The following is a 19,983-nucleotide window of genomic DNA, read 5'->3' as shown; positions in this document are numbered from 1 at the left end:
TTACTCGCTTTGCTGAGCTGGTTTAGGATTAATCTCAGACAACTCTGCCTCCGATTCTTTTCTCGCACGTCGATCAAACAATCGCTCAACCACCACAAAGAAGATTGGCACAAAGAATATACCTAAGATCGTTGCACTGATCATGCCACCAAGTACACCAGTACCTACCGCATTTTGACCTGCTGAGCCCACGCCAGAGCTGATAGCAAGCGGTACTACACCTAGACCAAAGGCAAGCGATGTCATAATAATTGGGCGCAGACGAACACGAACGGCATGCAGGGTTGCTTCGATAAGGCCAGCACCTTTCTCGTAGTAATCTTTCGCAAACTCAACAATCAGAATGGCGTTTTTAGTTGCCAAGCCGACCGTCGTTAATAAGCTCACCTGGAAGAATACATCGTTGTCCATACTTCGCGTCATTACCGCGAGCACAGCACCAAGCACACCAAGAGGCACAACTAACACCACGGCGAAAGGTACTGACCAACTTTCATACAAAGCGGCGAGAACTAAGAATACGACGAGGATAGACAGCGCATATAACATTGGCGCTTGGTTTCCGGAAAGGCGCTCTTCATACGAAATACCATTCCAGTTCACCGTGAATCCTTCTGGTAGCTTTTCTACCATTGCTTCAATTTCTGCCATAGCTTCACCAGTACTGACGCCAGGAGCTGCGCCGCCTTGGATATTCATCGCTGGCAAACCATCAAAACGCTGCAAAAGAGGTGAACCATACGTCCACTCTCCGCTCGCAAAGGCAGAGAAAGGCACCATCTCACCTTTTGAGTTACGCACATACCACGAATCGAAGTCTTTTGGCTGCATACGGTATTCCGCATCACTTTGCATCATGACTTTTTTCACTCGACCGCGATCAATATAGTCGTTAATGTACGCTCCGCCCCATGCCGCTGACAGGATTTGGTTGACGTCATTAATGCTAACATCCAGAGCACGCAGTTTAACGTGGTCAATGTTCACTTTGTACATTGGCGCATCTGCTTGACCGTTCGGACGAACACCGACAAGTTTCGGGTTTTGTGCAGCCATGCCAAGCAGTTGACCTTGCGCAGCGACTAATGCGTCGTGACCTTTGTTCAACGAATCTTGAAGATAGAAATCAAAGCCTGTCGAGTTACCCAATTCTTGAATCGCAGGAGGTGCAAATGCAAACACCAGTGCTTCTTTAATGGTTGAGAAGTACCCCATCGCTCGACCCGTAATGGAAGCTGCATCAGCACCCGGCGCTTCACGCTCTGACCAATCTTTCAGACCGATAAAGGCCATCCCCATGTTTTGGCCTTGGCCTGCAAAACTAAAGCCCGCAACGGAGAAGACGGATTTCACGTTGTCTTTCTCATCCACAAGGTAAAAGTCGCGCATTTTCTCAAGTGTTTTTTCCGTCTGCTCTTGCGTTGAGTTAGGCGGCAAAATGGCCATTGAGAATACCGTGCCTTGGTCTTCATCCGGCAAGAATGACGTCGGAAGGTTCATAAACAGCCAGCCCGCACCTGCACTCATTGCCAAGAATACAATCAACATACGACCTGTGCGCTTTAGGAGTTTAGCAACGCCGGTTTCATAGCCAGCTGTCATCTCATCAAACTTGCGGTTAAACCAGCCAAAGAAGCCTTTCTTTTCTAGAAGCTCAGCATCGCCTTTTTTCAGTAATGTTGCACATAATGCTGGAGTCAGAATTATCGCTACCAAAACTGAAAGTGTCATCGCCGCCACAATCGTTATCGAGAACTGACGGTAAATAACCCCTGTAGAACCAGACATAAACGCCATAGGGACGAATACCGCAGAAAGCGTCAGACCCACACCAATCAGAGCACCAGTGATCTGCCCCATCGATTTTTTGGTCGCTTCTTTGGGCTCTAACCCATCCTCATGCATCACACGCTCGACGTTTTCCACCACAACGATGGCATCGTCCACCAGCAAACCGATAGCCAGAACCATCGCGAACATGGTTAACGTGTTTACGCTAAATCCAGTCGCGTACAAAATAGCGAAGGTGCCGAGCAGTACAACAGGCACTGCGATCGTTGGAATGATCGTCGCACGGAAGTTCTGCAAGAACAGGTACATGATTAAGAACACAAGAAGAATGGCTTCTAATAGCGTTTTAACCACTTCTTGAATCGAGGCTTTGACGAATGGCGTTGTTTCAAATGGGTAAGCAATCTGCAACCCTTCTGGGAACGTTGCACTCAGTTGTTCTAAACGCTCTTTCACCGCATTGGCTGTCTCAAGCGCGTTTGCACCAGTACCTAATGAAATACCTAAACCCGATGCTGGGAAGCCATTATATTGGCCTCGAATGTCATAACTTTCTGCACCACGTTCAACACGAGCCACATCTTTCAAATAAACATTCGAACCGCTGGCGTCAGACTTAAGAATGATGTCTTGGAACTCTTCTACACTGCTCAAACGACTTGCAGACGAAATCGTTGCATTCAACAGCTGACCTTCCTGCGCAGGTGCTGCACCAAGTTGACCTGAAGAAACTTGCGCGTTCTGTTCACTGATAGCATTTGCTACATCGATTGCGGTCAAGTTGAACTGCGTAAGCTTAAATGGGTCCAGCCAGACTCGCATCGCATACTGCGCACCAAACGCCTGCACTTGTCCTACGCCAGTTACACGACTTATCGGGTCTTGAATATTCGTTACAACAAAGTCGCCGATATCGTTTTCTGTAAAGTCAGGATCTTCAGAATAAACTGCCACCACCATGAGAAACGCCGTGTTGGATTTATTCACAACGATACCTTGGTTTTGTACTTCCATCGGCAATGATGTCAAGGCCAATTGCAGCTTGTTCTGCACCTGTACTTGCGCGATATCAGGATCAGCTTCGCTATCAAACGTCAGGGTAATTGTCGCATTACCGAATGCATCACTGCTCGATGATAGGTAGCGAAGATAATCTAATCCCGTCATATTTTGCTCGATAACCTGCGTTACCGAGTCTTCAACGGTTTTCGCTGATGCACCTGGATAACGTGCACTGATGGTGATCGTTGTCGGTGAAATCGTTGGGTATTGCGAGACGGGTAAATTGAATAATGACATTACCCCCGCCAACATCGTTAGAATTGCGAGAACCCAAGCAAATACCGGACGATCGATAAAAAATCGTGCCATGATTACTCCTGTTCACCGTTTTGGATAGTTACAGGACTGCCTGGACCTACCTTTTGTAACCCAGCAGTAATGACTTTATCGCCCGCTTTCAAACCATCAATAATACGCCATTGATTATTGATCGCTTCGGCTGTCTTCACTGGTCTCGCTTCCACTTTGTTCTCACCATTCACCATCATCACTGTCGCTTTGCCTGTCGCATCGCGAGAAACGGTATTTTGTGGTATCAGAATCGCGTCAGGGTCAACACCAGTAATAACCGTCGCACGAACAAACATTCCTGGTAGCAACAAACCGTCAGGGTTTGGGAATTCAGCACGAAGCGTCACGCTACCCGTGCTTTCGTTCACATTGACCTCGGTAAATTTCATCGTGCCTTTATGTTCGTACGTGCTGCCATCTTCAAGCATCAATGTAACTTGCGCAGAATCATCTTCTTGCATATGACCTTGGGAAAGAGCCGCTTTTAAACGCAGCAGTTGCGCGGATGATTGCACAATATCAACGTTGATAGGATCAAGCTGCTGAATGGTCGCTAATTTGGCTGCTTGGTTAGCCGTAACCAACGCACCCGCCGTCACACTCGATTTACCGATCACACCGCTAATCGGAGCTTTCACTTGCGTGTAATCTAAATTGATTTTTGCCGTATTGATCTTCGCTTTTGCGACTAGGACCTGTGCTTGCGCTTCCTTGTATGCTGCTTCTGCTTCATCCAAATCTTGTTGGCTGATGGACTTTTTGGTGATCAAGGTTCTGTAACGCTTCACTGTGGCATGGGTCGATTCTGCCGCTGCTTGAGCTCGGATTAATTCCGCTTCAGCGCTCAGCAAATCCGCTTGAAATGATGAATCATCAATTTGATATAGGGACTGTCCTTGTTCAACAAGGCCCCCTTCAACAAAATTTCGCTCTGAAATAATGCCTGTAACTTGCGGACGAACTTCCGCTTCTTTGAATGCACGGCTACGACCTGGCAACTCGACAGTTAACGCTTGGCGAGTTGGTTCCACCGTTAACACTTCAACTTCGGTTGCGGGCGCAGGACCACTACCTTGGCTCGATCCTTCTTCGCTAGGTTGACATCCAACCACAAAAAGGCTCGACGCAATCAGCAGAGATAGCGTGGTTTTACGTCTCATGAATTTTTCTCTCTTTTACCTACAAGCCTTCAAGATTCCTTGCTAAAAACTTCTAGAATGACTTAATGATGACTAACGGATGTATATCCAGAACAAATTAATTAGGATGATAATTACCCAGTGTTGTACATACAACAAAATTTACAGTTCTATACGCTTACGAAAAACGTTTATGGTAAAGGTGTAATGAAGTTCTCAAATTTGAAGATTTTGGGTTGGAAATCACACTTTCCTGTGAGCAATTGCAATGGTTAAAAAGCAGCAAAAGTGATGATAAAAGCATCATCACGCTGTACAGAGTTTGTCACCGCTGTCTAGGATTATTTGCACCTCTGGTATACAAAGTTAAGTAAAAGAGGAATGTAAATATAGTCGAGCCTTCACAAGTCAGGTTCGACCCTTATCTAAAAAATAACCCGCTCAGAAGCGGGTTATTTCGTCAGTGAGACTGCAGTTCTCAAGCTTATACTTTGAACTGACTAACCTGATGATCTAAGCGCTGGGTTTGCTCTGATAACATGGCTAAAGATGCTTGCGCTTGGTTGACGATTTCCACAATAGATGTACTGCTATCTGCAATGCCTTGTACGTTGCTATTTACTTCGTCACTTACCGTACTTTGCTGGCTTGCAGCCGTTGCAATGTGTGTGTTCATCTCGTTCATACGTGAAATCGCGTTTAAGATTTCAGAAAGGGATTGACTCGCTCTCCCTGCCGATTGAATTGTTTCATCACTGCTATTTTGGCTACCACGCATCACTTCTACGGCTTGTCCCGCACCAGATTGTAGCTTTTCAATCATGGTTTGGATTTCACCCGTGCTCTGTTGTGTGCGACTGGCTAACGAGCGGACCTCATCTGCGACAACAGCAAAGCCTCGCCCTTGTTCTCCTGCACGAGCCGCTTCAATCGCTGCGTTAAGCGCCAATAAGTTCGTTTGCTCTGCGATACCACGAATGACATCCAATACAGAAGCAATGTTACTCACATCATGATCCAATGTGTTAATGACGTGGCTTGCACTTTCGATTTCACTTGCGAGGCTACGAATTGAGCTAACGGTTTGATCCAAAATAATATTGGTATTGGTAAGTTCATCATTCGCTGTTTGGCTCGCAACCGCAGCTTCGTTAGCGCTATCGCTGACATTTCTGCTGGTGACTTGCATTTCATGCACTGCCGCCGCTACCGCCTCGCTGTCTTTTTGCTGTGAAACGGTCGAGTTCGCGATGGTCGTGGTCAACGAGCTAAGATTTTCCATCTCATTACGCAAGGTATTCGAACTTTCAATTACTTGAGAAACTGTCGCTTGGATTTTAGACACAAACTGATTAAACGCGTTCGCTAAATTGCCAATTTCGTCTTGTGTTTTCACATCGATTCGCTGGCTTAAATCACCTTCACCAGAAGCAATTTCTGTCATCGCATTTTTGATATCGTTGATAGGCTTCACGACGGTTTGCAACAACAAAAATGCCATCGCAATAGCGGCCAGAATAACAATCACAATGCCCGCTTCAAGAATTACCTGAGCTCTTGTTGCGGCTGCTGAGATTTCATCTTTCAATAAGCTTTGTTTTTCTTCTATCGCATCTTTCACAACATTAAGTTGCGCTCTTACCTCGATAAACTGATTTTCAAAGGTGTGTTTGTGTTCGTTGTAGTAACCAAGCCATTGTGATTGAGGTAAACCCAACATCGCTTCATAACTCGCCAACCATTTTTCACCTAGGGAGACAAGCTTTCTCACTTCATTACCGTGCGAAGAAGGCATCACGCCAGCTTGCGATAGCTCAATCATTTTCTCCATACGAGGCAGCGCCTTGTATGCGTTGTCTTTGTATTCACCGATGTGGTGGTCAATATCGGTTTGAGTATCAGAAAGAGCAACACCTTGGATTGCAGATGTAGCTTGGTAAAGATCGCGGTAAGCATCCTCAATCGTTAATAAGTTCGGCACTATCTGTTCGTTAAGTGTTTCACTCAACTCAGATTGTTTCCAACTTGTCATAACGTTTAATACAGAGCTCACAATAAACAATCCAATAATCAGTGACAGCGGAATCACTATCTTCTGCTTGATCGTTAAGTTCTGGAACATGAATAGACTCTCTTTAATTATGGTATACAAACTGCCAGAAATTATATCAAACAAATAGAGTATCCCATTAGGTAAAAGACTCTATTAAACATGATATCTGATGACTTTTTGACAAGCGTTCTAATTTCAACAATTAATTGATTTTATGGAAAATTTAATAAGGAACGCTCATCACAACATGCGAATAAAAACGCACTACCTGTACGGAAAATGTGTAACAAAAGATGAATAAAAAAGGAGGCTTTTTGAAGGGCTTGCCGACTCAATGAGTAATTGAGAATCAATACGATATACAGCTCTGGGATTGAACTTGTCGCGTAATACGAAAAAGCCCCAGCATTTCTGCTAGGGCTTAAATGTGGCGGTGAGTGAGAGATTCGAACTCTCGATACGTTGCCGTATACACACTTTCCAGGCGTGCTCCTTCAGCCACTCGGACAACTCACCGAATCAATTTTTGGTTAGCATCATTGGCTAACGAGGCGCTAATTTAATGATTATGTGCCTGATGGTCAAGGCTAAACATAAAAAAAAGCGCCCTTTTCCACTCGATTGCTCACTAAGTAACTAAATTGAGCAAAACTGGGGCATTTAGATGCCTTGAGAATAACCGGGAACACGGAACCAACGGCGGCACATGTCCAAGAAGTACCCATACAACACACCCATACCGCAAGAAATAATGGCGTTACTTGTCACCGCGGTCACTATTTGGTCTGTAGACGCACCAACTGCGAATAAAATTCCCGCATAAACTGGAGACTGAAAAAGCACATAAGCGACCAGATCAGATACGTTTTTCATAAATGAAGACGGCGATACCTTGTTACCCTGACGTAGTACCCAATCACGAAAAACGCCATACGGCCAAGCAATAGCAATATTCACTGGAATAGATAGTGTACGTGATGCTAAAGATTGCTCAAACGTCATCCCTGAAATCAAAATCTCGACAATCATCCCTGTGATAAAGCAAAAAACAACCATAGCAAAGGTATCCGCTGCGGCGTGACGAATACAAAATGGTCCACGAGACTTCATTAACCAACCCCTAAAATTAAATACTACCAACAATAAACAAAATAAAACTATCAACCATCAAACAAACACATGACCAGTTAATAAGACAATTAAATCACATAAAAAGCAGCGCATGGCACTGTATTTGAAATCAAGTTGTAAATTTATAACCATTTTTTAAAATAAAAGTAGTTTTTTTCACCACTAACAACTAAACACGCTTAAAATGACGTAAAAATGGTAGAAAAATACGGATTTAACTTACACAAAAAGTGGGATAAGTGATTGTTTGGATGGAAGGTTAGGATAAAGTTCGGGGAATAAACGATCATTCTAATAACTTATGCTACTGAGTTGTAAAAATTCAGAGTATTCCCGATGCGAGCGCAACTTAGAGCCGCACCGTTTCTCTTATGACAGAATCCAACAGCAGCGCTAAGCTCATTGAAAGTAAGGAAAAAACAGACGATTCAGCTAAGGTTAGGTATGAAGAGTAAAGACAATTCATGATTGCGTTGAATCGCGCTATATGGATTAAGCTATGATGATGCGAGCAAGAGCGTTAATGTGTCGATATCATCTTGGTTTGGAGACTGCTGACGCTTTAAGTTACGCCTTATTCGCTCGGCAACTAAAGAAACGTCTTTATTAGCATCTGGGGTGACTTGAGCAATAATCGCTGAAATAGCCTCTAGCGCTTCGTTGAGATGACCATTATCTAGAGCAACATAGAAGTTTAGTAGCCACTTTTCCGCATCAAGGATATCCGTTGTATTATCACCAAAGTCCGACTGGTATTGGTATAACCGTGCTGCATGGAGATATAACGCATCATTTAATTCAGACTCCACAATTGGTTTCGCAATTATGTGGTCGGCTCCTACATTTATCATGCGCTCTTGTGTTTCTTTGAATACATCCGCTGTGCAGCCAAAGATCAGTACCGACTTTACAGGCGAACTCATCGCTCGAATGGCTGATATCGCCCCAACACCATCAAGAACAGGCATATGATTGTCCATTAATATCAAATCAAATGACTGAACGGCCACCTCATCGACGGCAAGCTGACCATTTTCAACACTTGTGCACTCAAAGCCTTTGGCTCTTAGGAAAGTTTCCATAATGATTGCATTTGTTCGGTTGTCTTCGACAATGAGCGCTTTCAAACCTTTGCAATTCAGCTTATGTGCATTGACTGCTTCCACTTTCCCAGGCTCACAAGGCGTAAGCGCGATCTCGACGGTAAAGGTTGTCCCGACATTCTCTTGACTCTGCACAATCACATGACCTCCCATATGCTCGGCAATTTCTTTTACTATCGCTAAACCAAGCCCTGTCCCACCAAACCGCCTCGTCGTCGAGGACTCCGCTTGTTCAAAAGGACGGAAAATGCGTTTTTGCGCTTCTTGAGAAATACCGATCCCCGTATCTTTCACCGCGAGAATAAGCTTGGTACCTGCCTTGCTCGATTTCTCGGTCAGCTCTACCTCTACGATGCCTCGGTCGGTGAACTTGACAGCGTTGTTTAGTAGGTTAAACAATACTTGGCGCAGACGGGCTTTGTCATTGTTGTACCAGCGCCCTGTTGGTAAATGAGACACGACTCTAAAACGAAGACCTTTTTCTGCACATAGTGTTTGATAAACACTTTTTATGCTGCCGATGATCGACTCAATGGGGAAAGGCGTATTTTCGAATTCAACATGTCCTTGCTCAATTTTTGAGTAATCTAAAATCTCATTAAGTAACGTCATCATATGATCACCTGAGTCATAAAGTGTTCTCAGGTGCTTACGTTGATCATCGGTGAGTGGCGTTTTTAACAATATCTGAGCGGTTCCTAATACACCGTTCATTGGCGTACGAATCTCATGGGATAATGTGGCTAAAAATGCCGTTTTAGCGTTTGTCGAAGCCTGGGCTTTTATTCTCTCTTGCTCTAGATAGATGGTTTTTTCATTGAACTTCTCGATGAGCTGTCCAATTTCATCTTCGCTATCGTAATCAATGTCTATGATCCCGCCAGTTTTCGAGTCATCAATCTTAGCCGCAATAAGGACAATCGGTTCGACAATGTAACGATTCAGCAAGTAATACCCGACCAGTACACACAAGAGTAAGAATGGAATGATCCTCCCCTCAACACTCATGACTTGTTCAAACACTTGATCGGCTACTTTAGCTTTCGCGTTGACAACTTCCATGCGCCAATCGAACTCTCCAAAATCAAGCTCACTGACATAAATTTCGTCTGTTAGTTGGAAGTTGTGCTCAATAATCACGTTCGAGTCAGCATCGCGAACCACCACACCTAAAGAGTGCAGGTTCGTGTGCTCTCGAATAAACTGAAAAAGTGCATCAAGCGATAAGTCTACCGTTACAACGCCAGCGAATTGACCGTTTTGATAATATGGGGAAGACGCAGTAATCATCTGAACCTGAGTAAAAGTGTCGATATAAACCGTAGACCAACTCACAGAACCAACTGGCGCGTCAGCAGCTGCCTTATACCATGGTTCATTATCATAGCCGCCAGATTCAGGATTATTGTAGGAGTGAATTTGGTCAATACCGCCATCACTGTTTTTGTTGAAGAATAGGCTTTTATATCGCCATTGTTCAGCTTTGAGTTCTGGTTTAGGCCATACGCCACCACTGACGAGCATCTCATCACTCAATTGGAGAATATGCGGAATTGTCGTGTTGAGAGATTGAATTTTTTCAGTCCCCTGGGCGAGTCCTGCTAGGCTGCTCAATACACCAGTAGAGCTAAGGAGAGGCTCTTTAATCTCTAGTGCAAGCAGTTGGGTGCGTAACTCTAGGTTTTGCTCCAGCTTTTGCCTAACCGGAGGCTCGACAACCAAATAGGCAACAGAACCAATCGTTGCGATAAAGAAACACAGGTACAGTGTCAGGGCGAGAATGCTTTTTTTTCTAAGTGATGAGCGAATTTCCATAGATGTCTGTGAATCATTCCCTAATATCGATTTATCACAAATTGATTGGTAAGATGAGCGCAATCAACCAGCCCATTAACAAATGGTATTCTATTTTGAAACTACAAGACATCCTTTCTCTCCCAGAACTTGACGGTAAACTACTAAACCTAGCAAAAACTCAAGGCTTTGTAACAGCGATGGCTGCAGCGCCAAACGTATTAATGCCTCAAGAGTGGTTGCCATTCTTATGGGGTGGTGAAGAAACAGCGCCATTTACTGACGGTGAGCAATTAGAGCAATACATTGATGAGATTGTGCAAATGTGGAACCAAACTCGTCCTGCTCTTCTAGAAGGATCTTGGCAGTGGCCTGAAGGATGCGCGTTAGATGAACAAGATATTGTAACAAGCCAGACCCGTGATTTCTGTGAAGGTGTATTACAAGGTTGGCAACTTGCTCGTGATGACTGGGAAACGCTAATGCCAGAGGACAGCGAAGATAATGCTCTGCTCGGCGGTGTTTTGCTTTCTCTTACGATGCTTTACGATCCAGAAACGACCATTGAAACATTGGCAGAACAAGGCATGGAAGGCTTAGAACAGTTTGAAGAGATCTTCAATGCCATGCCAGTGATGCTATGTGGTCTTACTCAGCGCGGTGTTGTATTAGCTGAAGAACAATAAGACACAACGCTGTCGACCATCAAGATTGAACCGCTGAATAGACAAAAGCTCTCTGGATGGAGAGCTTTTTTGATCATGTTAAAATCACATGTGGAATATATCGCGCCATATCTTGCGTGACTAAGCTAGTGTCTTCCCGAATCGAAATCCCAGCGGCTCTATCGTTGACTAGCCAACTGCCAATTAACGTATGGCTTTGCCCAAACTTGGGTAACGGACGATACTGCTGGACGATATTGAATTTAGATTCATAAGGCCCTGCCGTTTTGAGTATGCGTTTCCCACCTTTGACGATCTCAATATTTGCGCCTTCTCGAGAGAATAGTGGTTTGATTACATAGTCTTTCAAACCGTTCGCTTTTGAATCGTTAGCAAAATAGGCAGGTAAAAGATTAGGATGATTCGGAAAGCGCTCCCACAATAACGGTAAAAGTGCTTTGTTGGATAGAATCGACTTCCACATGGGTTCTAACCAATTCACTTTCGCGGTCGCTAAGTATTTCGCATATTCCTCTTCAAACATAAACTCCCACGGATAAAGCTTGAACATCCAACGAATCGCTCTGTCATCTGCATCCACGAACTGACCATCTTCCGTCGCACCAATATCTTCGACATAAACAAACGCCGTCGCTAACCCAGCTTCGCGCGCGCAATCTTCTAAATACTGGACAGTCCCTTTATCTTCTTCAGTGTATTTGCAGCAGCTAAAGTGAAGGGTTTGCCCGGGTTGATATTTGGCTATCTCGGAAAAACGCTCAATCAAAAAATCTTGAAGAATGTTGAATTGATCCGCGCTCTGGTGAATTAGACCTTTATTTACAACATCCTCTAACCACACCCACTGCCAAAAACCCGTTTCAAACAGGCTGGTCGGCGTATCCGCATTGTTCTCCAGTAACTTAGCTGGCGAAGTTCCGTTGTATGCAAAATCCAGACGCGAATAGAGTGAGGGTTCATTTCGGTGCCACGAAGAAGCAACCTGCTCCCACATAAATTCAGGGATCGCACATTGCGTCAGCAACCTCTCACTCCGAACTACTTCATCCACAATAGCCAGACACATCTGATGCAGCTCTTCAGTGGGCGCTTCAATATCGTTCTCTATTTGCTCAAGCGTGAATTGATAGTAAGCACTCTCATCCCAATACGGTTGGTCATACATGGAATGGAAGCCAAAACCAAACTGGCGTGCTAAATCACGCCAGTTTTCTCGTTCTTGTATTTCTCGTCGAAACATAGTGCTTATTAACCGCCTCGGCTGACCGATACCGCTTTACCAAACCCGCCTCGAGACATTGCTCTACCAATAGTTCCGCCACCACGTTTATTTAGGTTACTGGTCGCAACCTTCGTCGGCTGATTACGATAGGAACCAAAAAATTGTCCGGCACCATTATAGAATTTGGATTTATAGCGATACATTGGTTCAGAGTAATAGCTCTTGTTGTAACCTTTCAAACCGCTCAGTGCTCGACTGTAAAAGAAGCCCCCAAAGTGAGGCACATAAGCTCGGGAACTGGAACTGTAGTAACAATCGTCTTCGTAAAAATCATTTTCACATTCGAACTCATTGTTGTAGCGAGGGGCATTTCGTTCGGCGCGAGCCAAAGCTTCTTGATAAGCAATGTCACACTGCTCACTGAACTCTGGCGAGTTTGATTTACATTCATCAGCGTCAGAAAAAATGTAGCCTTCGGTTTTCGATTCTTGTGTCGCAAAGAAGAAAATACCGCCAAAAGCAGCAAAGGGAATAATTTTCCCAAGCTTTAAACTTTTGTCCATGGAAGAACGTTTAACGTTAGAACTCCGCTTCATCGTCCCTCCTAGTACGTCATACAAGCGGCATTTAATACACCGACCGATATAGAAACAGCCGCTAATACAATACCGGCAGGCAGCTCATCTTTTTCGATACGCTCAGTCACTTTTGGAAGTAAAACAAAACGTACAATCGCAAATGCAATGATCTGCGCCAGCATTGCAACAACGCCCCACACCATAAAATCGACAATGTTGACTGAGTTTTTTGCAGCCCCCGAAATCGCAATACAATAACCAAGAAATGCGCCACTTAGTGCAATCGCTGCCGCTGTATTTTGCTTTTCTTTGATCAGGTGCCATTCATCGTAAGGCGTAAGCTTGACGTAGATGAACTTAAACGCCAAAACGAAAATAATAGAAACAGAAAAATAGAGTAAAAAATTGGGAAAACCTGCTAACAGGTCAGCAATCATGTGCATTATTGTTCCTTGTTCATTTCTTTCCATGCAAAATCTTCAATACGTTCATCTGCAATGTAAAACAGCTTGGTACTCGGTGGTACTTCTGCATCTAAATCTGGGTTGAGTTGGATACCATGGCCAATGTCAAAAGCAATTAGCGTGGCATGATGACGTCTTTTGAGAAAAACGAAGAGACTCTCAACAGTAGTTACTGGCAGCCTTTCAGGATAAATGACCGAGTATTGAGTCATACCCCGTGTTGAAGCTAATAGCTCTTGGTGAAGTGCACTTGAGCCTGGATCTACCGCCGCTTTTGCCAACATTTCTGCGCCAACTGCAGGTATGCATTCCGCTTTAGGACAGTGTTGACTTAAAAGACGGCCTAACGCCTCATCTTTAAAGTAAGCGACCAAATGTGCGGAAGGATTCACAGAAGCGCAGTACAGCGCGGCTGACAGCGTAATATCGTCCGAGAGGTTATCAACAATAACGCAAGCTGCTTCAGCAATATTGGCGTTTTTCATCTCTTGCGAATCCGTGTAGCTGGTCACTTTGATAAAACTGATCTCGCCTGGCAACGGGTTTTCTATTTCTGAACGGCTGCATAAAACAATCGGACGCTTCCCCTCTTCTTCATGTTGTAACATGCGAATAAGGTGCATCGTTCTCGATCCATTCCAACCCAACAATACAATATGGTTTTCCACTCTTACTCTCCGTTTTCCTAAAATACCCGCTCGCCAGTAATCCATCGCTGCTCCAGCGACACGTCCCAATAATGCAGCGAATAGGCTCAAACCGCCTGGGATCACAAACAGAACAACAACCCATTTACCCAAATCTGTCACTGGAGAATGATCGCCATAGCCAACCGTACTCGCCGTAACCATAAGGTAATAGATAAAGTTAGAGAAGCTGTCTGTTAATGCGGTTTCACCAGCGAGAACGAGCAGTCCCCATGAAAGGCTCACATACAAGCCACTAAAGATGAGAAGACTTCGGTTGCTCAATTTAAAAAGGTGTGAACTAAGCCACTTTTTAACTACTAACCACACCGCCATAAATTTATAACCTCGATATTCATTGATTGTATCAATAGTAACTCATTGATAGTAAGACACAAAAAAACCAGCCATATTCGGCTGGTTTTTGAGATTTACTTTCAGTTACGCCTACTTTTTAAGCATTACCTTTCACTTGCATATTTAGCTGCTCAGCAAAGTCCAACATGCGATTTAACGGAATGAGCGATTTAACACGCAATTCTTCATCAACAAAGATCTCGTGTTCTTCACCGCCTTCGCTAAGCGCTTTCTCTATCGCTTTCAAACCGTTCATTGCCATCCAAGGGCAGTGTGCGCAGCTACGACATGTTGCGCCAGCACCTGCGGTTGGAGCTTCGATAAGTTCTTTCTCTGGCACAAGTTGCTGCATTTTAAAGAAAATGCCTTTGTCTGTAGCAACGATCATTTGTTTGTGAGGAAGCGCTTTCGCTGCTTTGATCAACTGACTCGTTGATCCAACGGCATCGGCAAGTTCAACCACGCTTGCTGGTGATTCAGGGTGAACCAAAATAGCCGCATCTGGATACACGCTCTTCATTTTGCGTAGCGCATCAGCAGAGAACTCATCATGAACCACACACTCACCTTGCCATAGCAGCATGTCTGCGCCAGTTTTATTAGCGATGTACGACCCTAGGTGACGGTCTGGTCCCCAGATGATTGGCTTGTCTTCAGCGTCTAAGTGTTCCACGATTTCAAGCGCAATGCTTGATGTAACGACCCAATCGGCACGAGCTTTAACTGCGGCAGACGTATTTGCATAAACCACAACCGTGTGATCAGGGTGAGCATCACAGAACTTACTGAACTTATCCGCTGGACAGCCAAGATCGAGCGAACATTCCGCTTCCAACGTTGGCATTAGAATTCGCTTTTCTGGTGTTAGGATTTTGGCCGACTCGCCCATAAAGCGAACACCGCCAATGATCAGTGTGCTTGCAGGATGACGATTACCAAACTTCGCCATTTCCAACGAGTCACCAACAAAACCACCCGTTTCTTCCGCTAGGGCTTGAATCTCAGGATCGGTATAGTAGTGTGCGATAAGTACCGCATCCTTTTCTTTTAGCAGCTTTTTAATGCGCTCAATGTAAGACGCTTTTTCTTCTTCGCTTAATGGAACTGGCTTCGGTGGGAATGGGTAAACAGTGTCGATTTTATCTAATATATGGCTCATTGCTCTTGCTCTACGCAACTTCCTTTAATCCGAGTATTGTAACCTCGTTAATTTTCAAAAACCAACTTGTCGCGGGGATTTCTAGCTATCTAGCCGTATATCTTTGTTACAGGTAGCATTTCTGATTGAAAGGATCCGTTGCAAGATGGGGATAAAAGGCTCGATGCCATTCCTCTCGATTTATTCGATCACCACCGATAAAGAAACGGAAAAGAAAAAGGAAGCCGAAGCTTCCTTTTTAAAACATAACGTCTTACAGCTTAGAGCTGGCAAGTTTTGCAGATGCACTACCTGGGTATTCATCAACCACTTGTTGGTAGTACTTTTTCGCTTGAGCTGCATTGTTATTACGCTCAGCGATTTCACCTAACTTGAGCAAAGCATCGGCTCGCTTATTGGAGTCTTTATAAGACACCACCGCAGCAAAGCTCTTTACAGCATCTTTGTCCTGCTTCTTAGCGAAGTACAATTGGCCTAGCCAATAGTGAGAGTTCGCTGAGTATGTGGAGTCAGGATAATCTTTCTGGAACTGCTGGAACGCTGCAATTGCGCCAGTGTAGTCACGTTTCTTGAGAATGAGGTCGACTGCATTTTGGTATGCCGTTTGCTCATCAACATTTGGCGTATACTGACCACCTGTTTTAGCCGGTTTCGCTTCTTGCGCAGGCGCGGATTTGATTTCTCCACGCACACGATCTAGCTCGACAAACAACTCTCGTTGACGTTGCAACATTTGCTTCATTTCGTAGCTATTTCGCTCTAATTGACCACGTAATTCACTGATCTCTTGTGACATTTGGTCAATTTGCTGTTGCATTTGGAGCTGAACGCGATTGCGGTTTTGTAGCAAGCGCTCTAGACGCTCTACCTCCGTTTCAGATGAACGGCTTTTAGAGACGGATGATGTGCTGTTGAGATCGGATACTGGAGCTGGTGCAGCGAACGCAAAGTTCGCTGCACTTGCCAGTAACGTAAGCGCAACAGCGCGCTTAGTGTTACTGAACATGAGGATTACCTCGAATTAGTATACTAGAACCGCGCGACGGTTCTTAGCGTAAACTTCATCTGATTGACCTAGAAGAAGTGGCTTCTCTTCACCGTAGCTAACGATTGAGATTTGGTCAGCTTGAACACCTAGTGCTTGCAGGTAGTTCGCTACTGCTTGTGCACGACGCTCACCAAGAGCGATGTTGTACTCAGGAGTACCACGCTCATCAGCGTGACCTTCGATAGTCACGTTAAGAGCTGGGTTCTTGCTTAGGTAAGAAGCATGAGCTGCAAGCATCTCTTCGTAATCTGCTGCAATTGTTGAGTTATCAAAAGCAAAGTAGATTGTTTGAGTTTCACGTAGCGCTTGCTCTTTTAGCTCTTGCTCTGTTAGCTGACCGCTTTGATCAATTGGCGTAGCTACTGTTGTTTCAACTGCGCCATTGTTGTTTGTTGCTGCACCAGTGTTAGAAGCAGCGTCGTCGCTTGAACTACACGCTGTAACAGCCATTACAGGAAGCGCGATTAGTAGCCCTTTTAGAACCTTGTTCAGTTGCATCTTATTTTCCTTTATTAATCAAACTTATTACTACAAAAACGGTGACCATGCAGGCGCTCTAACACGCCCATTTGTTGCCGGTAATCTAGCTTTGAATCGACCATCAATTGACACCATCGATAGTACGTTTTTCTTGTTGTAAATCGAGCTATACACAACCATGCCACCGTTTGGGGCAATACTAGGAGACTCATCAAGCAAGGTCTTAGTTAAGACTTGAAGAGCACCAGTTTCCAAATCTTGTTTCGCCAAGTTAAATCCTGCGTTGCTGCGGTTCACCATTACTAGGAATCGCCCATCAGGAGTAATCTGGCCACCCAAATTTTGGCTGCCTTGCCAAGTCAAACGGTCAATAGAACCGCTGCCCAAATTTACTTGATAAATCTGTGGTTTACCACCCCTATCCGATGTGAAAATCAACGATTTTCCATCTGGATGCCAGAACGGTTCAGTATTATTTGATCTGCCACGCGTAATTTGCGTCAGCTTGCGAGTGTTAAGATCGAACGTGTAAACATGAAGCGAGCCTGTCTTAGAGAGAACAATCGCTAACTTATTGCCGTCAGGCGAAAATCTTGGCGCACCATTATGACGTGGGTATGAAGTAATCTTCTCACGCTCACCGGTGTAGATGTTCATGATAAAGATTTCTGCTTGACCATTTTGGAAGCTAACATACGCAAGCTTTTTACCATCTGGCGACCATGCTGGTGACATTAATGGTTGCTTAGAACGTAAAACCAAGCGCTCGTTGTAACCATCGTAATCAGCCACACGAAGTTGGTAAGGGAAACGGTCTTTATCATTCACCACCACGTATGCAATACGGGTCATGAAGGCACCACGGTCACCCGTTAACTGCTCATACACCAAATCAGAGATGCGGTGAGCGTACTCACGCATGCGAGGGCCTTGAACGGTCGCGACCTTATTGAACAGCACATGATCTTTTGACAGTACTAATTCGCCATCGCTACCAAGCGCTTTACTTTTCCCGCCCGTTAGCTGGCCACGCACAATATCAACAAGTTGGTAGTTGATAACGTAATCACCTTGAGCATTTTGTTTGATTGAGCCAGTCAGCAGAGCATCTACACCTAAATTAGTCCAGGCATCAAAATTGACTTCTGATTCACTGAACGGAGTTTGTGGCATCTTGCTCGTTGGAACGGGGCTGAACTTACCACTGCGTTGCAAATCCGAGGCAATAACAGCAGAAATATCCGTTGGAAGCGCTTGAGTGCCCTCCCACTTAAACGGAACAACAGCAATTGGTCGTGCTGAATCAATACCATCGGTAATGACCAACTCTAATGCGGCATTCGCCACATTTGTCATACTGCTAAACAGTACAAACATTCCTAGTAAAAGGCGTCTAATCACGTCTTATTCCTTTTAGTCCAAAGCAACAGTTATGTTGATGTCTTTTAGTCTTTCGTTTACCGCAGCTTCTGAAGATTTAGGGAACGTCCCTACCTGAGCTATCGCTCGCTTCGCCGCTGCACATACTCGAGTATCGCCACTCAAAACGGTAACACCAGAGACCATCATATCAGTTCCTGTCGGAATCAATTTGATGTTTACCCTACACTCCTTTCCCAGCAAGTAGTCATCCTTAATCAACTTTTGCTGAATATTTTGAGTATAGATGGATGACATTCGAGAAAGTTCGTCGTCAATAAATTGATTTCGAGCAGCACTATTTTTACTAACCTCATCCTCAAGGCCTGCAAAAATATCATCTAGCGCGGCTTCTTGCGCTTTACGCTCGCGCTCTGCACGTTCCGCAGCTTCTCTCGCTTTGCGCTCTCGCTCTGCCGCCTCTTTTGCCGCTTTCTCTTTTGCGATGCGCTCTTGTTCAGCTTTTTCAGCGGCTTCACGCTCACGACGTGCTTTTTCTTCCGCTTCTTTTGCCGCCTTTTCACGAGCTAGACGTTCTTGCTCAGCTTTTGCTATAGCCGCTTCTTTCGCTAAACGCTCCTGCTCAGCTTTACGCACAGCTTCTTCTTTTGCCTTACGCTCTTTCTCTAGCTTAGCAGCTCGCTCTTTTTCTTTGCGAACGCGTTCTTCTTCCTGCTTGCGCTCTTGCTCTTTTTTCTTACGTGCTGCTTCTGCTTCTCGTGCCGCTTGAGCATCTTTCGCTTGCTGTTCTTTCAACTTGCGAATTTGCTCTTCTTCAGCTTTACGGTTTTTTTCTAGCTGCTCCGCTTCGCGTCTCAGTTTATCAAGACGCTCTTGTTCTTTTTTTGCTGCCTTTTCGCGTTGCTGGCGAATTTCTTTCGCTTGTTGCTGCACAAGTTTTGGATCGATGACAACAGCTTGAACCATTTGCCCTGTAGGCTCTGGTTTAGACATGTTGAAGTCCGTCCCCCAAAGCAGGGCTGCAACTAGAATTGCATGCAAGCCAATCGATATTGCTATCGGTTTGGCGTATTGGTTGGGTTTCTTCTTGTGATCTTTCATAGATAATTGATGTCTATTCCCTGATATCGGTCATTAGACCTACCTTAGGGATACCAGCTCGACTTAGTTCATCCAGTAATAGAACAACATCGGCATATGGTGTTGCCGCGTCGCCACCTACCGCAACTGGTGAATCTGGCTTAACCTCTCGCTCCGCTTTCACTCGCACAATAACATCTTGCAACGACAAACCTCGCTGAACTTCTTCATCATTTACGCTTAGGCCTAAATTACCCTCGCTATCAATTTCGATGATAATAAAGCTACTGTCAGTCTCGCCAGCAAGGTCTTGCATAGATTCTGCGGTCGATGTTTTCGGAAGATCAACGTCGACGCCTTGAGTCACAAATGGAGCGGTCGCCATAAAAATGATCAACAGTACGAGCATTACGTCAATGTACGGAACAACGTTGATCTCCGCTGTCATTTTTCGCTTTTTAGGTTGATAACCCGCCATG

Annotated in this window: 16 protein-coding genes and 1 tRNA gene; 1 reads left to right on the top strand and 16 read right to left on the bottom strand. The window is 44.7% G+C overall.

All coding sequences use genetic code 11. The features are described 5' to 3' along the window. From J8Z23_RS05410 to J8Z23_RS05385, 6 genes are all read right to left on the bottom strand, one after another. Complete coding sequence (locus tag J8Z23_RS05410; RefSeq protein WP_434635200.1) at positions 1-3,162, bottom strand: efflux RND transporter permease subunit; 3,162 nt, start codon at positions 3,160-3,162, stop codon at positions 1-3. A gap of 2 nt (positions 3,163-3,164) precedes the next feature. Then, positions 3,165-4,304 (bottom strand): efflux RND transporter periplasmic adaptor subunit, encoded by a 1,140-nt coding sequence (locus tag J8Z23_RS05405; protein ID WP_005390787.1) that lies wholly within the window; start codon positions 4,302-4,304, stop codon positions 3,165-3,167. A gap of 463 nt (positions 4,305-4,767) precedes the next feature. Further along, on the bottom strand, positions 4,768-6,405 hold the full coding sequence (locus J8Z23_RS05400) for a methyl-accepting chemotaxis protein (protein ID WP_434635199.1): 1,638 nt from the start codon (positions 6,403-6,405) through the stop codon (positions 4,768-4,770). Positions 6,406-6,764: 359 nt separating this feature from the next. Then, a tRNA-Ser gene (locus J8Z23_RS05395) sits at positions 6,765-6,852 on the bottom strand. A gap of 144 nt (positions 6,853-6,996) precedes the next feature. Further along, positions 6,997-7,446, bottom strand: a complete 450-nt coding sequence (locus tag J8Z23_RS05390; protein WP_047008566.1) for an L-alanine exporter AlaE — start codon at positions 7,444-7,446, stop codon at positions 6,997-6,999. A 518-nt stretch (positions 7,447-7,964) separates the two neighbouring features. After that, positions 7,965-10,385: a hybrid sensor histidine kinase/response regulator gene (locus J8Z23_RS05385; protein WP_301659856.1), complete on the bottom strand. Its 2,421-nt coding sequence runs from the start codon at positions 10,383-10,385 to the stop codon at positions 7,965-7,967. 53 nt (positions 10,386-10,438) lie between these two features. Between J8Z23_RS05385 and J8Z23_RS05380 the strand changes: the two genes are divergently transcribed. After that, entirely contained in the window at positions 10,439-11,050 is a 612-nt protein-coding gene (locus J8Z23_RS05380) for a YecA family protein (RefSeq protein WP_301659855.1), read from the top strand. Between the two features lie 73 nt (positions 11,051-11,123). Here J8Z23_RS05380 and J8Z23_RS05375 read toward each other — a convergent pair whose 3' ends face one another. The 10 genes from J8Z23_RS05375 to J8Z23_RS05330 form a co-directional block, all read right to left on the bottom strand. After that, positions 11,124-12,290: a glutathionylspermidine synthase family protein gene (locus J8Z23_RS05375; RefSeq protein ID WP_150918383.1), complete on the bottom strand. Its 1,167-nt coding sequence runs from the start codon at positions 12,288-12,290 to the stop codon at positions 11,124-11,126. Positions 12,291-12,298: 8 nt separating this feature from the next. Further along, positions 12,299-12,868 (bottom strand): DUF1190 domain-containing protein, encoded by a 570-nt coding sequence (locus J8Z23_RS05370; RefSeq protein WP_005390768.1) that lies wholly within the window; start codon positions 12,866-12,868, stop codon positions 12,299-12,301. An 8-nt stretch (positions 12,869-12,876) separates the two neighbouring features. Beyond that, the gene (locus J8Z23_RS05365) at positions 12,877-13,293 is read right to left on the bottom strand and encodes a DUF350 domain-containing protein (RefSeq protein WP_005390766.1); all 417 of its coding nucleotides are present in this window, start codon (positions 13,291-13,293) and stop codon (positions 12,877-12,879) included. After that, a complete protein-coding gene (locus J8Z23_RS05360; protein WP_053807179.1) occupies positions 13,293-14,336 on the bottom strand; it encodes a potassium channel protein in 1,044 nt (347 codons plus the stop codon). Before J8Z23_RS05360 ends, J8Z23_RS05365 begins: the two co-directional genes overlap by 1 nt. Positions 14,337-14,454: 118 nt before the next feature. After that, the gene (gene nadA, locus J8Z23_RS05355; RefSeq protein WP_301659854.1) at positions 14,455-15,516 is read right to left on the bottom strand and encodes a quinolinate synthase NadA; all 1,062 of its coding nucleotides are present in this window, start codon (positions 15,514-15,516) and stop codon (positions 14,455-14,457) included. 253 nt (positions 15,517-15,769) lie between these two features. Next, a complete protein-coding gene (gene ybgF, locus J8Z23_RS05350; RefSeq protein ID WP_006742904.1) occupies positions 15,770-16,522 on the bottom strand; it encodes a tol-pal system protein YbgF in 753 nt (250 codons plus the stop codon). Positions 16,523-16,537: 15 nt separating this feature from the next. After that, entirely contained in the window at positions 16,538-17,062 is a 525-nt protein-coding gene (gene pal / locus J8Z23_RS05345) for a peptidoglycan-associated lipoprotein Pal (RefSeq protein ID WP_005378293.1), read from the bottom strand. A gap of 30 nt (positions 17,063-17,092) precedes the next feature. Next, the gene (gene tolB / locus J8Z23_RS05340; protein ID WP_005390758.1) at positions 17,093-18,445 is read right to left on the bottom strand and encodes a Tol-Pal system beta propeller repeat protein TolB; all 1,353 of its coding nucleotides are present in this window, start codon (positions 18,443-18,445) and stop codon (positions 17,093-17,095) included. Between the two features lie 12 nt (positions 18,446-18,457). Then, positions 18,458-19,525: a cell envelope integrity protein TolA gene (gene tolA / locus J8Z23_RS05335; RefSeq protein ID WP_269044185.1), complete on the bottom strand. Its 1,068-nt coding sequence runs from the start codon at positions 19,523-19,525 to the stop codon at positions 18,458-18,460. 13 nt (positions 19,526-19,538) lie between these two features. Beyond that, positions 19,539-19,982: an ExbD/TolR family protein gene (locus J8Z23_RS05330; protein ID WP_005378298.1), complete on the bottom strand. Its 444-nt coding sequence runs from the start codon at positions 19,980-19,982 to the stop codon at positions 19,539-19,541. Position 19,983 lies beyond the last annotated feature (1 nt).

The sequence above is a fragment of the Vibrio sp. SCSIO 43086 genome, from assembly GCF_051132235.1.
GTDB lineage: Bacteria > Pseudomonadota > Gammaproteobacteria > Enterobacterales > Vibrionaceae > Vibrio > Vibrio diabolicus.
The sequence above is the reverse complement of the archived record's forward strand: the minus strand, read 5'-3'. Positions and strand labels throughout refer to the sequence as shown.